This window comes from Thiothrix litoralis (assembly GCF_017901135.1).
GTDB lineage: Bacteria > Pseudomonadota > Gammaproteobacteria > Thiotrichales > Thiotrichaceae > Thiothrix > Thiothrix litoralis.
The window spans coordinates 2416080-2432431 of the sequence record NZ_CP072801.1 but is presented as its reverse complement, the minus strand read 5'-3'; the positions used below and the strand labels follow the sequence as shown (position 1 = coordinate 2432431).

General features: G+C 49.8%; 13 protein-coding genes. 12 read left to right on the top strand and 1 reads right to left on the bottom strand.

What is annotated here, in order from left to right; all coding sequences use genetic code 11:
• Nucleotide 1 precedes the first annotated feature (1 nt).
• The 6 genes from J9253_RS11840 (at nt 2) to J9253_RS11815 (ending at nt 7880) form a co-directional block, all read left to right on the top strand.
• A complete protein-coding gene (locus J9253_RS11840) occupies nt 2–1024 on the top strand; it encodes an aspartate-semialdehyde dehydrogenase (RefSeq protein WP_210221184.1) in 1023 nt (340 codons plus the stop codon).
• A gap of 257 nt (nt 1025–1281) precedes the next feature.
• Nucleotides 1282–4431, top strand: coding sequence for a FimV/HubP family polar landmark protein (locus J9253_RS11835; RefSeq protein ID WP_210221183.1), 3150 nt, complete (start codon nt 1282–1284; stop codon nt 4429–4431).
• A gap of 76 nt (nt 4432–4507) precedes the next feature.
• Nucleotides 4508–5290 carry a tRNA pseudouridine(38-40) synthase TruA gene (gene truA, locus J9253_RS11830; protein WP_210221182.1) on the top strand — a complete coding sequence of 261 codons (783 nt, stop codon included), beginning with the start codon at nt 4508–4510 and terminating at the stop codon, nt 5288–5290.
• Nucleotides 5291–5388: 98 nt separating this feature from the next.
• On the top strand, nt 5389–5697 hold the full coding sequence (locus tag J9253_RS11825; protein WP_210221181.1) for an RDD family protein: 309 nt from the start codon (nt 5389–5391) through the stop codon (nt 5695–5697).
• 93 nt (nt 5698–5790) lie between these two features.
• Nucleotides 5791–6960: a UbiH/UbiF/VisC/COQ6 family ubiquinone biosynthesis hydroxylase gene (locus J9253_RS11820; protein ID WP_210221180.1), complete on the top strand. Its 1170-nt coding sequence runs from the start codon at nt 5791–5793 to the stop codon at nt 6958–6960.
• Nucleotides 6961–6974: 14 nt separating this feature from the next.
• Nucleotides 6975–7880 (top strand): alpha/beta hydrolase, encoded by a 906-nt coding sequence (locus J9253_RS11815; protein ID WP_210221179.1) that lies wholly within the window; start codon nt 6975–6977, stop codon nt 7878–7880.
• Here the strand turns inward: J9253_RS11815 and J9253_RS11810 are convergent, their stop codons facing one another.
• Nucleotides 7881–8453: a hypothetical protein gene (locus tag J9253_RS11810; protein ID WP_028490022.1), complete on the bottom strand. Its 573-nt coding sequence runs from the start codon at nt 8451–8453 to the stop codon at nt 7881–7883. It lies immediately after the preceding gene.
• Nucleotides 8454–8605: 152 nt separating this feature from the next.
• Here J9253_RS11810 and J9253_RS11805 point away from each other — a divergent pair, with 152 nt between their 5' ends.
• The 6 genes from J9253_RS11805 (at nt 8606) to J9253_RS11780 (ending at nt 16347) form a co-directional block, all read left to right on the top strand.
• Nucleotides 8606–12460 (top strand): Eco57I restriction-modification methylase domain-containing protein, encoded by a 3855-nt coding sequence (locus J9253_RS11805; RefSeq protein WP_210221178.1) that lies wholly within the window; start codon nt 8606–8608, stop codon nt 12458–12460.
• A complete protein-coding gene (locus tag J9253_RS11800; protein ID WP_210221177.1) occupies nt 12461–14098 on the top strand; it encodes a hypothetical protein in 1638 nt (545 codons plus the stop codon).
• A 66-nt stretch (nt 14099–14164) separates the two neighbouring features.
• Entirely contained in the window at nt 14165–14446 is a 282-nt protein-coding gene (locus J9253_RS11795) for a hypothetical protein (protein ID WP_210221176.1), read from the top strand.
• Entirely contained in the window at nt 14436–14855 is a 420-nt protein-coding gene (locus tag J9253_RS11790) for a PIN domain-containing protein (RefSeq protein WP_210221175.1), read from the top strand. The genes J9253_RS11795 and J9253_RS11790 overlap by 11 nt, the downstream gene beginning before the upstream one ends.
• 8 nt (nt 14856–14863) lie before the next feature.
• Complete coding sequence (locus J9253_RS11785; protein WP_210221174.1) at nt 14864–15238, top strand: HVO_A0114 family putative DNA-binding protein; 375 nt, start codon at nt 14864–14866, stop codon at nt 15236–15238.
• Nucleotides 15239–15300: 62 nt separating this feature from the next.
• Nucleotides 15301–16347: an Sfum_1244 family protein gene (locus tag J9253_RS11780; protein WP_210221173.1), complete on the top strand. Its 1047-nt coding sequence runs from the start codon at nt 15301–15303 to the stop codon at nt 16345–16347.
• The last annotated feature ends 5 nt before the right edge of the window (nt 16348–16352 follow it).

Here is a 16352-nt window from a genome sequence, read left to right as displayed (position 1 = left end):
CATGTCCAACACTTATAACGTAGCCGTCGTCGGTGCAGGCAGTCTGGTGGGTGAAGCCATCCTGGACTTGCTGGCAAAGCGTAAATTCCCCATTGGTAAAATTTATGCGCTGGAATTTGCAACAGACGGTGAACAGTACGTCGATTTTGGCAATAAAACATTGGATGTTGAGCACGTCGAACATTTCGACTTCTCCAGCGTAAAAATTGCTTTTTTTGCCAGCACGGAGGCGGTAGCGGCTCAATATGTGCCGCTGGCGGTGGCGGCAGGGTGCGTGGTCATTGACGACAGTGCGTGCTTCCGTTTTGAGAAAGATGTGCCGTTAGTCGTGCCAGAAGTGAACCCACAAGCCATTGTAGGGTATAAGCAACGCAGCATTATTGCTAACCCCGGCAGCGCGGTTAGCCAGATGTTGGTGGCGTTGAAGCCACTGCATGATGCCGCGACGATTACGCGGATTAATGTGGCCACTTATCAAGCGGTTTCCGGCACGGGGCGTGAAGGTATCAATGAATTGGCACACCAAACGGCACAGCTCTTGAATGCCCGTCCGGTGGAACCGAAATTGTATGCCAAGCAAATTGCGTTCAATTTGTTCCCGCACATCGGTAATTTCCAGGAAAATGGCTATACTTGGGAAGAAATGAAGATGGTGCTGGAAACCCGTAAAATCATGGGCTTGCCTGCATTGGGCATTAATCCAACAGCAGTACGTGTTCCCGTGTTTTTCGGTCATTCCGCAGCCATCAATATTGAAACCGAGACGAAGTTGACAGCAGCAGAAGCCACGCAGCTTTTACGTAAGGCTGCTGGTGTGGAAGTACTGGATGAGCAGGTGGATGGTGGTTATCCGACGCCTGTGACCGAAGCGGTCAATAGTGACAGCGTTTATGTTAGCCGGATTCGTGAAGATATTTCTTGCCCATCGGGTCTGAGTTTATGGGTAGTTGCTGATAATGTGCGTAAAGGTGCTGCGTTAAACAGTGTCCAGATTGCTGAAATATTAGTACGCGACTATCTGTAGGTATGGTTAAGCGGGAATTAATTCACTATTGCTGACAATGAGAACATGGATATGATGTGCTTTGGGATTAATGCCTAAAGCCTGCTCGGGGCAGCATTGCTTGGAATAATGTACTAATATATAGTTTTAGTCCTAAGAAACAATAACCAGAATCGCTATTCATCATCGTCATAATAAGGGCTAATAAGCGGAGTGGATGATGGGTCAGAGATACCATAATCTTGCACAGATAAAGAATCTATTGAAGGGGAATTGCAGTGAATAAACAAGCCTTGAGCTTAGCTATATTCATCGCCGGAGCGTATCCAGCGGCTTCCAGCGCTTTGGGGCTTGGGGATATTGAATCCAACTCTCATCTGAACCAGCCGCTGCGAGCCAAAATCGACTTGTTGTCTGCTGCCCCGGCAGATGCCAGCAAGATTCAGGTACGCTTGGCACCACCCGATGTATTTAACCGGGTAGGTGTTGCTCGCCCTGACTTTCTGGGTAATTTACGTTTTACGCCCACGGTTCAGGGTGGTAAGCCAGTCATTCTGGTGTCGTCTGATACGCCTATTCAAGAACCCTTCGTTAATTTTCTATTAGAAGTCAGTTGGCCTCAAGGACAGCTTCTTAAAGAATATACCGTGATGTTGGATCCACCGGTGCTGATGCAGCCGGGCAATACGGTTGCCGGGGAAGCTGCTGTCAGGGCAGAGCCGAAAGCTGCCGGTAATGTCCGTCGCCCAGTACGCCCTGCTCAACCAGCCGCCGCACCCGCAGCACCACCGCAACCTGCTGCCCGTAACCGTACTTACCGGGTCAAATCCGGGGATACCTTGTTTGGTGTGGCATCACGTCTCCAACGCCAAGGCATTAACAACGACCAGATGATGATGGCTTTGTTCCGGGCAAACCCGGAAGCGTTCATTGATGAAAACATCAATAACCTCCGCACGGGTGCGTTGATGAAGACCCCATCTTCCAGCCAAGTCGGTGCTGTTTCACGCGCAGAAGCCCGCCGCGAGATTCGCCAGCAGAATGCCGAGTGGCGTGAATTCAGGAAGTCACTGGCAGGCAAAACCGTTCCGCAAAGTACCGGAACCAAAACGGTGGCTGCCAGCAAGCCTCAGTCCCAGAATGCACCAACCGCCAGCAACCAACAGGATAAGGCACGTCTGGAAGTCTTGGGTGCAAAAACAGGTGATAGCGCTGCCAGCAATGCGGCCGTTGCCGCCGGTAACGCCAAGCTCGCCGCCATCGAAAAGCAACTTGCGTTGGCGAGTGAGTCACTGGCAGCACGCCAGAATGAGAACAACGAACTCAAATCACGTGTGACTGACCTTGAGTCCATGTTGAGCAAGAAAAACCGTTTGCTGGCCTTGCGCGATACCCAGCTTGCTGAATTGCAGCAGCAACTGAGCGATAACGGCATTAAAGTCGCGCCGTCAGCCGATACGGCGGATACGCAAGATGCCCAACAAACCACACAGTCAACGCCAACAGGCAGTCAGGTTGTTAGCGTGCCACCAGAGCAGGGTAAAGACATCCAGACCCACATGGCGAATGTCGCGGGTCAGGACAACAATACCATCCTCAGGACTGAGCCGCCTGTCCCATCAGCCCCGCCAGTGCAACAGATAGCCCCGCCAGCCACTCCAGTGCCTGTTCCTGCACCAGCCGTACCGCTGAAACCTGTGATTGTGCCAGTAACGCCTGCGGAAAAGCCTGTTCAAAAGCCTTCACCTGTGTTTGCTGACCAGACAGGGGATAACAATGATCTTTTGGGGCTGTTGACATCGCCGCTGGCACTCAAAATTGGCGCAGGCTCGCTGGCATTGTTGCTGTTGCTGTGGTTATTAGGGCGTCGCCGCAAACCAGACGGAACCACGAAGACGCCACGCCGTGAAGCCAATCTGGACGATGATCTCGATATGCCAGTGACTCGTGACGAGTTCGATGTTAATTCTCTGGAACAAGAGCTGGAGAAAGCCGATAAACGCAGCGGCGGGACTTACGGTACTGCCAGAAATACTTTGTCAGAAGACCCCTTTGGTATTGCCGGGAATGATACGGATGAAGATGAGGGGATGGATGTTCCGCCTATTGCTGGTCAACCGCATCCCGCGGCGGGCATTGAAGATGATTGCCTGACAGAAGCCAATGTTTACATCGCTTACGGCTTGTACCAGCAAGCAGAAAGCGAGTTGAAAAAGTGTATTGAGCGTCACCCTGACAAGCCGGAATACCGCCACAAGTTACTGGAATGCTACTTCGTTGCCAATAACCGCGAGGCGTTTGATAACCACGCCCAACAGTTTGCGGTAATGGATGGTGCGGGTAAGGATAACCTGTGGAAATCCGTGGCTGAGTGGGGGCGAAAAATCAGCCCGGATAACGCGTTGTATCAAGGATCGGCTGTCCCGACTGCTCCAGCACCAGCGCCTGCTTCTTCAGTGGCGGCAACGGTTGCAACGGCTTTGGGCGGCATGGCCGCTGCAACAGCGGGAGCGTCATTAGCTGCTGACAATAAAGTGTCAGAGCCAACGCCTGTTCCCAGAGATGACTACCCGGCAGATGACTTCAGTGATTTGGATCTGGGTGAGATGGACTTTGATGACATCGATCTCGATAAACTGTTGCAGGACAGTGACGAGATGGCTGATTTCGGTGAGCCACCCGTTGAAGATAAGAGTGCGGTATCGTCAGAAATTGCGCCTGAATTGCCTACCCTGCCTGAGTTGGATGTAGCAGAAACCAAGCCTGCCCCACTTGCCGCAGCGGCGGATGATGAGCCATTCGATTTTAATCTGGATGAGCTGGACGATCTGGATGATGACCTTGATCTGGACTTTACGCTGGATACAGACGATAAAGCGCCCCAACCGGCGCAGGAAAGCATTGCTGTTAAGCCTCGCGAGCCAGAGCCGGATAATATGTATGAAGCAGAGTCTTCCGACCACTTGCTGGATTTTGATCTGGATGAACTGGACGACCTGGATGATTTGGTAGGCAATGATGACGCAATCCCTGCGACGCCAGCGAATCATGTGGCTGCTACTGCGGCGGCGGTAGCTGTTCCTGTTGTAGTAGCAGCCGCTGCGGCAAATTCTACCAACCTGAACCTGCATCTGGACAACCAAACAGGGATCAACCGTATCCTGCCCAAGGACACGTTCTACGCGCCGATTAGCGACGAAGACAAGGATTGGCTGGGCGATATTGATGATGCGCTGTCGTTCCTCGACTTCCCGGACGAGGAAATTGACCTGCACGAAGCTCATATCAGCACCAAGCTGGATCTGGCTCGCGCCTATCTGGACATGGGCGACATCGAGGGTGCTCGCAGCACGCTGGAAGAGGTCATGGTGGAAGGTAACGACGACCAACGCCGTGAAGCCGAAGTGCTGTTACACCAGACAGGTTGAGGAATCACCGCTTTCACGCTATAAAGGCCGGTTCATCCGGCCTTTTTTGTTTTTACTGCCCGTGGGGTTTAGCGTCATGAAATTTGCAGCGTGTATTGAATACGACGGAAGCCCTTTCTACGGTTGGCAACGCTTGAGTCATGGCCCCACCGTACAGGGGAATGTCGAGCAAGCGCTTTCCCGCGTGGCGAATGAAGCGGTGAGTGTGGTTTGTGCCGGGCGTACTGATTCGGGCGTTCACGGGATTGGGCAAGTGATTCATTTTGAAACCAGTGCTACCCGCCCGTTACGCGGCTGGTTGTTTGGGACGAATGCGCACCTGCCGGATGGGGTGTCGATGCGTTGGATTCAGCCGGTGGCCGACGATTTCCATGCGCGTTTTTCGGCGCGAGCACGGCGTTATCGCTACATTATCCTCAACCGTCAGGCACGTCCGGCGCTGTTGCATAACCGGGTGTATTGGCAGCATGGTGAGCTGGATGTGGCGGCGATGCATGAAGCGGCGCAAGCTTTGCTGGGGGAGCAGGACTTTTCCAGCTTCCGGGCGGCAGGGTGTCAGGCACGTCATGCAATGCGCGAGATGAGCGACATTACGGTCAGTCGGGAAGGCGACTTCATTTATGTTGATTTACGCGCCAATGCCTTTTTGCATCACATGGTACGCAATATTGTGGGTTCGCTGTTGAAGGTTGGGGCAGGTGAGCGCCCGCAGGCATGGATGGGGGAATTGCTGGCGTTGCGCGACCGCACGCAGGCGGGGATGACAGCGCCCGCTGCGGGCCTTTACTTTGTGCATGTGGATTACCCAGCACACTTTGGTTTGCCGACGACTTACCAGTTGCCTTGTTACTATACCTGATAGAACTGCTTGGTTAATTAACATTTTCAGCAGCAATTTTCGATAGAGTCGCTATAATTGAGGTTCAGAGTATTGCGAGGTGACAAGGAGTGTCATGTATGAAAATGAATAACCCTATTTCGACGCCTGCAAGAGGGTATTTTGCCTCCCAGCTTGGTGGCTTTCCTTCCGCGAAGGTAGGGATGCGCTTACTGGCTTTGGCGTTCGATTGGCTATTGGTTGGCCTGTTATTGGTGTTGGTTTTGCTGCTGGTGTTTGGTCAAGCTTGGCTGTTGTACCACGTTTCCTATACGGATAGCGCTTTGTATCTGGTCGTAGTAACCGTGCCGCTGGCTTATTTCGGTGGTTTCTGGGGTTTACTGGGCGCAACGCCGGGTAAGCTGTTACTCCTCCCGTGGTTGGAGTAATAAGCGCTAATTTCCCCCCGGTTGTATTTCCGGCGCCCGCTTTGTTGTAGTCTTTACCGCAGTGTAAGGCTAATCTGAAAAGGGATGTAAGGAATGCAAACGCAATACGACGTGATCATCGCGGGTGGCGGTATGGTAGGTTCTACGTTGGCCTGCTTGTTAGGCAAATCCGGCAAACGTGTTGCGGTGTTGGAAGGGCATGAACCTTCCGCCTTTGCCCCCACTGACCCCTATGACTTGCGGGTATCCGCGATCAGCCGCGCTTCACAACGGGCGCTGGCAGAAGCGGGTGTGTGGGAAGGCGTTGCGGCGCGGCGTGCTTCCCCCTACGAATCCATGCGGGTGTGGGATGCGACTGGTGACGGGGAAATCTGTTTTGATGCTGCTGACCTTGGCGAGCCTGACTTAGGGCATATCGTCGAAAACCGCGTGGTGCAGCTTGCTTTGCTGGACGCTATCCGTGCTTCCGATGCGATTGACCTTTACTGCCCTGAAAAAATCGCCGAGTTTACGCTGGAAGAACCGCAAGTCACCGTAACCTTGCAAAGCGGTAAAACCCTGACCGCCGGGTTACTGGTCGGCGCAGACGGGGCGCAATCCAAAGTACGCCAACTCGCGGGCATCAGTCTGGAAACCCATGACTACGGGCAAAAAGGGCTGGTTTGCGTGGTGCAAACCGAACTTCCGCATCAATTCACCGCCTGGCAACGTTTTATGCCGAGTGGCCCGTTGGCGTTTTTGCCGCTGGGCGATGGTTCCTGTTCGATTGTTTGGACATTGCCTGCCGACCGCGCTGACGCGCTGTTGCTGTTGTCAGACGCTGAATTCTGCCGCGAACTTACCCAAGCACTGGATAAGCGTTTGGGTGAAGTGACTGCCGTGGGTGAACGCGCCGCCTTTTCGTTACGCGGGCGTCATGCCGAACCCTACATTCAGGAACGCTTGGCGCTGGTGGGCGATGCGGCGCATACCATCCACCCGCTGGCGGGGCAGGGTGTCAATCTGGGAATCAAGGATGCGGTGGAACTCGCTCAGCAAATCCGTCAGGCATCAGGCGACATTGGCAGCCTCAAAGTGCTGCGGGCTTACGAACGCGCCCGTCGCGGCGATAATGTGCTTACCCAGAAAGCGATGGAAGGTTTCCGCCTGTTGTTCGGTAATACCTTGACGCCGTGGAAAATCCTGCGTAATTCAGGGTTAACTATCGTCAACCGCATGGGCTTTCTAAAATACGAAATGGCCAAACGCGCCATGGGAATTTAATTGAGGAGAATGATATGACATTACTGCCCCGTTTTACTGGTGTGGTTGCTTTTTCACTGTTCGCGGCGTTTTCCAGTCTTCATGCCGAAGAAGTCAGCGTGAAGCAGGGTGATATTGAATTGCGCGGCGAATTGACGCTGGCAGATGGCAAAACCGCCAAAGATGGCGTGATCCTGATGCAACATGGCACGCTTGCACACAACAAGATGGAAATCATGCAAACGTTGAGCGAGCTGCTCAAGGAAAAGGGTTACAACACCCTCAATGTCAACCTCAGCTATGCCATCGACAAGCGCCCCTCCGAAATGTTGGATTGCACCATTGAACACAAGCACAAACACGAAGATGCGGTGGCTGAACTCGATACGTGGATGAACTGGTTGAAAGAACAGGGTGCTAGCAAAGTGGTGCTACTCGGGCATTCGCGTGGTGGCAATCAGGTGTCGTGGTATGCGTCTGAAAAAGATTCCGACCTGCTGGAAAAGGTCGTAGCCGTTGCCCCAGCGACGTGGGATGCTGCCGATTCTGCCAAGGAATACGAAGAGCGCTACAAAAAGCCACTGGCAGATGTGCTGGCTGAAGCACAGAAGCTGGTTGATGACGGCAAGGGTGATACCGTGATGGAACTGCCGGGTTTTGTGTATTGCGAAAAAGCCAAGGCGACAGCCGCCGCCGTATTAAGCTATTACAAGGATGACGAGCGTAAAAATACCCCGAGCCTGTTACCCAAAATCAAAAAGCCGATGCTGATTGTGATGGGTTCTGCGGATGAGGTTGTGGCTGATTTGCCCGCCAAACTGGAAGGTATCAAGCAGGATAATCTGACAGTAGAAACGGTCGACGGTGCCGACCATTTCTTCATGGATTTGTATGCGGATGAGGTGGCGGATAAGGTCGCCGAGTTCGTTGACTGGAAGTAACTATTTGTGGCTTTCCAGCATTCCCAAACGGGCGAGCACTTTTTTGTAAGTGGTTAACAGTTCGGGCATCAGGGTGCGCTGGATGTAGTCCAGCACCCACTTACGGTCACGCGGCCCTACGGCTTCGGCAATAAAGTTGCCGAAAGCCAAGCTCATGGAGAAGCCGGGTTCTTGTGCGATTTTACCCCATGTGGTGTCAGCGTAATCTTCCATGCGCTGGTTTAGCTTGTTGATGAACGGGTTGCGGTAATCACCGGGGCCACCAAAGTCGCGGGCGTTGTCTTGCACATGGTCGGCGATTTTCAGGGCGAAGGTGGTGATCAAAGCGCTGCGGTCTTCGTCATTCAACACGTCGTGGGCAATGCGGTCGAGGACGTGGATCATAAACGCCATGATTTCTTCCATGATCATCACGCGCTGCATTTGGGTGTCGGTCTGGAAATTCTCGTTTTCGATTTCCAGCAGGGTTTGCATCCCGATCTTCCAGGTATTAAACGCCAGCACACTGACGGTATCTTCCAGCGAAACTTCACGTTCCTGCTTATTCCATTTGGTTTTCAGGCGTATGCGCACGGGGATTCCTCTTTCAAAACTAACTTGGTGCGGCATTATAGTGGCAGGGGATGCGGGAATGCGAATGGTGGGGAAATATGTTGGCGTGTAATTGCTGATTTTTTGTGTTCAATCAGGTATACATAAGTCACGATACTATTGGGCTTATTTTGATGACAACTCCTACCCCGCTGTTTTCCCATGCCTTCCTGATGTCTTGCTGGAGCGCCGATTATGCCGCCTATTGTGAGGGTGATGCGGATGCGCAGTTATTGGCAAGCCTGAAACATTGGGCAGAAAAAGATTTTCAAAAAGAAACCGGGGCGGAAGGCGGTTTTCTCGACATATTTTTCGTGGAATTGTGGGGCTATGCGCGTTCTGGTAAGCAGGATAAGGCCGAAGGCTATACATTGGTGCAGCAATTTGCGATTGAGAAAGCGGGGCAAAACGGCGGTGTCGGCAAAGCGGATGCGGCAATGGGTTGGTTCGGGGCGAGTGAATTGCCTACTACGCCGCAAATCTTGTGCGAGTTCAAGGATATACGTTCCGGGTTGGATGCGAAGCAGAACCGAGAGGGTAATGACCGTTCCCCCGTGCAACAGTGTGCCGATTACCTGAACTTTGCGAGACGCCAATTTACCCCGTATGGCACGGAAAAAATCCAGCCGACGTGGGGCATTGTCAGCGATATGAACGAATTCCGTTTGTATTGGAATTCGCGGATGCCACACCAGTACGAGGGGTTTGTGATTAAGCACAAGTCTTTGACGGACACGGGCGTGGCGTTATTGGACAGTGGGGAAAAAGCCCGTCAGCAACGTTTCCTGTTCAGCCGTTTGTTTCATGCCGATTGGCTGTTGAACCGGGGCAGTGAGCCGCCGTTGGTGGGTTTGTTGTCGATGCAGCGGATTCAGGAAAAGGCGCTGGAAAAGACCTTTTACTTTGAATATCGCGCTTATCGGGATGCGCTGTTCAAGACCTTGCTGGCGCATAACCCCGCCTATCAGCAGCAGCCGCGCCAGTTGGTGCGTTTGACGCAAAAGTTACTGGATCGTTTGTTGTTTGTGCTGTTTTGCGAGGATATGGGGGCGCATCTGCAATTCCCCGTCAATCTGTTGAGCAAAATGCTGAGTGAAGACAGCCAGAAATTGGAGTTTTTGCCGGAAGAAGCGGATGTTTGGAATAGCAGCTTGTTGCCGTTGTTTAAGTCGATGCGCAATGGGGGGATTTTCCGTTCGCACCCGATCAGCCGTTTCAACGGGGGCTTGTTTGCTGCCGATACTGATTTGGATGATTTGCACGTTCCGAATAAGGTGTTTTTCGCGCCGTTTCAGGGGGCGGATGATGTCGCCTTGCTGAAACACAAAGACACGCTGTTGTACTTTTCTGCCAATTACAATTTTGGGATTGAGGAAGGTGGCGAACGGGCGATTGGTTTGTATACCTTGGGGCGCATCTTCGAGCAGTCGATCACCGATTTGGAAATCATGGAGGCGGAAGCCGCTAACCAAGATTCCTTGATGAAGCTGAGTAAACGCAAAACCGATGGCGTGTATTACACCCCGGAATGGGTGACAGCGTATGTCGTTGAGGAAACCTTGGGTTTGCGCTTGCGTGAGTTGCGAGCGGAAAATGGGCAGGGCGAGTTTGCGGGGTTGGATGCGGCGGCGGTGGATGCTGACCATTTCAAGAATGGCAAGCTGAAAAAAAATACCTTGAGTGCGCGGTATTGCGATTGGTTGGATAGTTACCAACAGCGTTTGAGTGGCTTGAAAGTACTTGATCCCGCGTGTGGTAGTGGGGCGTTTTTGATTCAGGCACTCAAGCGTTTGTTGCAGGAACATGAGTGGCTTGTGAGCGAGAAAAGCCGCGTTAATTACGAATTCCGGCAGGTGGCGGCATTTGACAAGGCGAAGGCTTACCGCGAGATTTTGGCGAAAAACTTGTATGGCGTGGATGTTAACGCGGAGTCGGTGGAAATCACCAAGCTGGCATTGTGGCTGCATACGGTGATGCCGGGGCAACCGTTGTCATCGTTGGATGGCAATATTTTGTGCGGTAACAGTTTGGTGGATTGGGATATTAACCGCGCTGAGAAGCCGCTAAGCGATGAACAGCTTGAGCGGATTAATCCGTTCAGTTACCGCGAGGCGTTTGCGGAGGTGTTCGCGGCGGGTGGTTTTGATGTGATTATTGGCAATCCGCCGTACATCAAGTTGCAGAATATGCGGCGTATTCAGCCGGAAGCCACCGATTATTGGGTACAGGCGAGAAATGCCGATGGGTCGGTGAAATTCCGCAGTGTGCAGACGGGCAATTACGACATTTACTTGCCGTTTATTGAGCAATCGGTGGGGTTGCTGCATCCAGAGGGACGGATGGGGTTGATTGCGCCGAATGTGTGGGCGGTGAACGATTACGGGCAGGGGTTGCGCGAAGTGTTGCATGAGACGCGGCGCATGGATCGTTGGATTGATTTCAAAAGCTACCAGATTTTTGACGAAGCGATTACCTACACCGCGCTGCAATTCTTCACGGGCAAAGCGGTGGATGGTATCAAACTGCATTTTGCCCCGAATGGGGGCGACGACCTCAGCAGCCTCGACTGGTCGCAGGTCAACGCCCTGCCTTACGACAATCTACCCACTGCCGACGCATGGCAATTCATGCCCGAACCCGAACGCCAGCTCATCGAAAAGTTGATGAATAACACACCATTAAGTAAGGTTTGTTCATCTATTTCTCAAGGGCTGGTTACAAGCGCAAATGACATTTACCATCATGAAAAAATTGGGAATGCCCGTTACTTATCCTACGCAGATAAAGACAATCCAGTTGAAGTTGAAATAGATGATGCACTGATGCGTCCTTTATTATCAGGGAAGCAAATCAAACGTTACCGATTATCTGACAGCGCGAAGCATATCTTATTGCCATATTGTGTTGGCAATATCAGTGGTAAACCGTTTCTTTATCCTGAGGAAACCTTATCACAAACGTATCCAAAAGCTTGGGCTTATCTAAAGAGCCACGAAAAGGCTTTGCGTGGTCGTGAAAGTGGCAAAATGGACAGGGATGATAAGTGGTGGGGCTATGTTTATCCAAAAAACTTAGACAAACAATCAGAGAAAAAGCTATTCATTGCTGGCACAGCCCCAGATTTGAGGGTTGTAATCGACATTGAAGGAAAATACGCAGCAGATGATAAGCGAGCATATACTATTCATGCAGATACAGAGGCAGCGCTATTATTCATGTTGGGGATACTTAATGCTCCCCCTGCTACTTTCATCTTTAAGCGGATTGCTAGACCAAAATCGAACGGTTTTTTTGATATTGAAACGCAATACATAGCACCTTTGCCCGTGCCACATGCTGATGAGGAACAAAAGAAGAAAGTTGGTCAATTAGCATTGGAGTTACAGGAATTACATGGTCATTATGAAGCGGAGTTTTTGAAGCTAGAAAAGCGACTTAACTCATCACAAATGACAAATGATACCAAAATCCCGCAATGGATTTGGGCAAAACTCCCCGACGAAAAACAACTGAAAACCTCCGATGCCGCCAAAGCCACCGGACTCAAAGGCAAAGCCCTCACCGATTGGGCAAAAGCACAATACCAAGCCGCCTTGGCGCAAAAACTCGAAAGGCTCACGGTGAACCTCAACCCCAGTCTCAAACTGACAGTCGGTTATGAAGATGGCGAATTAAGCCTGCTTGCCAACGGCACGCCTGCCTTCGATAGCCTGTTCATCGACGATGCTGAACTGATTACCGTGCAGTGGAAGTACGTGATCCGTTCCACCAACATCACACCGAGCGTCACCGCTGAAAAACTGCTGGGCGAATTACTCAAACTGAAAACCACTGAAAATGACAGCTTGCGTAAGCAGATTATCGTGCTGGATAAAAAGTTGGATGAATTGCAGGCGGCGATTGAGGCTAAAGAGCGAGAAATGAATGTGGTGGTTTATGGGTTGTATGGGTTGACGCGGGAGAATATTGCTCAGGTGGAGCGGGGTTAAATGATGAAGAATGAATTAGAGTATTTGCTGCAAACAGACTTGATTGATACTGTTGAAAATAAATGGGGTAATGAAACTTGGACTATCGTTGATAAAAGATTTCATGAGGAAAATACTTATGGTTGCTTCTCTTGCGCATTTATACCATGGGATGAAATTCATGTTTCACTAGGTAAATATAGCTTTGATTTTTATACAGAGCAGTCTAAGCCAGACTACTGGGTTTCAAAGAAGGATGGGGAGGAATACATTGAGTATGAGTATTTCATGGATTTTGATTCAGTAAAGCCTTTAATCATACATAGAGATTTCTTCGATATAAAACCTGCAAGAATAGAAGTTCTTGAAGAGTTTCGCTTGTTTCATAATTTATATTATGATGATAAGAGTAATAAATATATTAAGATCATTGAAGGCGGTGAGGAGATTGATGCGATTATTATTAATGATGGTGAAGTAAAAGTAAAAACAAAGCTGATCATTGAGTTTATATCAATAAAAAACACATGTTTTGTAATATGCTGTGATAATGGAAGATATTCTCATGAAAGTATTTCTAACTACTCATCTGATCAATGTGATTTTGAAGTTAAAGCAGATAATTTAATATATGCAAGATACATAAGGGATGATGTTTATAGCTCTCATGGATACATCGCTTTTTCACGTCTTTTAGCAAAAAAGGTTATTTATCCTGTTAGTGTAAAAAAAGCCATTAGTTTTTTTATAAAAAAAGAGAAGAATTATCAGGATTTCATTATCGGTGAAAGTACTACTAGTGAAGTCATTAAACATACATGCAATCCTGATCTATTGGCTAATTTTTTTGGAGCTAATAATGATGCTCCGCATTATTTGACTCCAGTTTTTTTCAGGCGAGATGTTTTATCTCGTTACTACAGTGAGCCTGAAAAATATACTATAGAAGATGGTAATTTGGTTTGTGGTTCGTTATGGTCTATGTATATAGACAATAATCATGAAAAGTATGTTATTGTTTATCTGGGTGATCTGGGTAAATTTCTTTCGGAATCAGAACAATCATATTGGAAAAGCTTTAATATCTCTCCAGATGGAAAGATGAGTAATACTAATTATGATAGAAGTATACGAGCACAATTTTCTAGTCCATTACAAGCTGATTTAATTTTCAAACAAAATTTCGAGAAATTCAATACTGACTGGAAATTAAAGTTCAACTGGCATTTGTTAAAACCTTTGTCTGATGGGGATTCTTATCTTTTCACTCATTTGCGAATACCAGTAAATGAAAGTCAAGCTGAGTTTGATTATCAAGTTTTAACGTTGACTAAAATATTAATTGACTCTCTAAATGAAGAAGCAATGAATAGTTATATCGTCCTGAGCGAAGGAGAAAAGATAAGAGGGATTAAGAAATTTGATGCTTTTCTGAGAGTCCAAGAGATTTCTGATGATCAAGTGAGTAATGTAATTAGTTTTTTTAGAAATTTACAAGAATTACGCTCATCTAGCGTGGGACACAGAAAGTCTAAAAACTATCAAAAAATATCTAAAGTTTTTGGTATTGATGTAAAACCACTTTCTAGTGTTTTTACATCAATTTTGAACGAAGCAAATCAATGCTTATCTTGCCTTGAACATATTTTGCGCGAATAGATTTACTTCTTTGTGATATATCTTGACGATGATCCAATATAACTTATTCTCTACCGGAGGATTAAAATGTTAGCAGTAAACCCTTTACGGGAACGCCTAGTAGAAGAAATTAGCCAGATTCCCGATACCAAACTCGCGGAAGTGTTGGATTTCATCCATTACTTTCGGCTTGGCTTGCAGGCATCCCAGCGGCTTACCAATCAGCAGCCAACACAAGCAGCACCGCCCGATGATTTGCTGGAAGAGTTGAAGCGTTGTATCCGCCAACCTAATCCTGCACCTTTGGGTAATTTCAGTCTGGACTTGAGCGGCTACCGCTTTGATCGTGAGGAAGCGAATGAGCGTTGATTACTTTCTCGACACAAACATCCTGCTTTATCGCTATTCAAAGCAGGATGAACAAAAACGCCCGATAGCTGCCAATCTGCTGGAATGCGGGCGAGCAATGGTTAGCGCACAAGTTTTGAATGAATTTTGCAATGTCACCCGGCGCAAATTTCCTGAAACCTACGCCAATATTGACGTAACCATCGCCGAGATTTTGGGCTTGTTGCCTGTTGCATCGTTGGATGAAACTGACACAAAAAATGCACTTGGTATTTCCCGCCGCTACGGTTTCAGTTTTTACGATTCACTGATCGTTGCGGTAGCTGAACGAAATAGCTGTAAAATTGTTCTGAGCGAAGATATGCAGCATGGCATGGTGCTGGATAGTGGGGTACGAATCCTGAACCCGTTTGTTTTAAAAACGGCATGAATTGCAATATGCAGAACAACACTAAACGCACGCTCGAAATCAAAATCCAGTCTGAAAAACAGGCAATGCAAGCCTCGGCTGCACGTTTTCTAAATGCTTGGAACAAAAGCGAATACACAGGCGAATACCTGACGTTTACCTCCCCCGGCATGTTCTTTGAGGTGATCAACGCCCGCCGCTGGGATTTGGTCATAAAACTGCAAACGCTCGGCAAAACCAGCATCCGCGAATTGGCGCGGCAAATAGGACGCGATGTCCGGCGAGTACACGATGACATTAAAATTCTGATCGACCACGGTATTGTCGAACAAGATGCAGAAGGTGTTTGTGTTCCCTACGATGAAATTCATGCCGACTTCACCTTGATGGCAGCTGCGGCGTAACCGTTAATGCGCGTTGTGGCGCTAACCTTGCTACTATCGGGTAAAACAAACGAGGTAGGTTTATGCACACACAGCACCAAGACTTGATTCAGGCCGTGCAACGCAATTGCCATATTGCTGACGCACGCCACGCCGGTGATTACACCTTATGCGTGTATTTGCTGAAAATGCGCGAATTTTTCCGCTGGGAAAAAGGCATTCGCCTCAGCGATGTCGTGACCAGCGATGACGTGGGCGAATGGCTGACCCAGCGCGAAGTGATATGGGATGAACTGGACGCGCAGGATTACGCACCCTTGCCGCTGAATGGTAGCGGCGAACACGACCCGTTTGCCAACGAAGCGATTAATGCTGCCTTGAACGGGGCAGGGCTGGTCTACAGCGCAGGCTATGGTCGACGTTGCCGCCCGCTGTTTTTTCTGGCGGAACTGGAGCAAACCATCGAGCAGGACGGTTACACCATTCTGGTGGCCGGGCGCGAATTGGCGCGGGATGTGGAAGCGCCACCGGCGATGAATCAAGGTAAACAGGTGTTCATCCGCCGCGAATCCTTGCGCCGCATGGTCTGGGAAAAGGTCGACGAATGGCGCTGGAGCGGGCTGGATAATCCGATGGGTCGGGCGCTGTCCTGTTACGACTTCGATACGGATATGGAAGCGGCGTTGGATGCATTGGCAGCGGCTGAAACTGAAACGGTAGTGGCGCACGAAATCGGTGAGGTGAAAGCCGGGCAAGTGCTGGGCGATGCCGAATGGCAAACGATGCTGTTTGCGTTACCGCCTTCGCACGCTGACATTATGCTGCGGGCGGTGCGTGATTTGCTGGCGGATTGTTTGCATACCTTGCCGGAATTGCTGGCGCGGGGCAATGCCGCCTCTCTGCATTTCTATTTCGGCAATCTGTCGGCCATGCGTAAGAAACTGGCTCCGCAGTTGGTGGAAGCTTATCAGCATTGGCATGAAACTGGGGATGTCGGGAAGATTGCCGCGTATACGGCGTGGGGATGTGAGCATTGGGCGCAGGTGGGGAAAGCAGCTTTGGCGTTGTTTCAGGAAAAAGGCCAAGCGGCGTTGGCGGAGATTGAGGGGATGATCCAGACGGGCAATTGATGCTT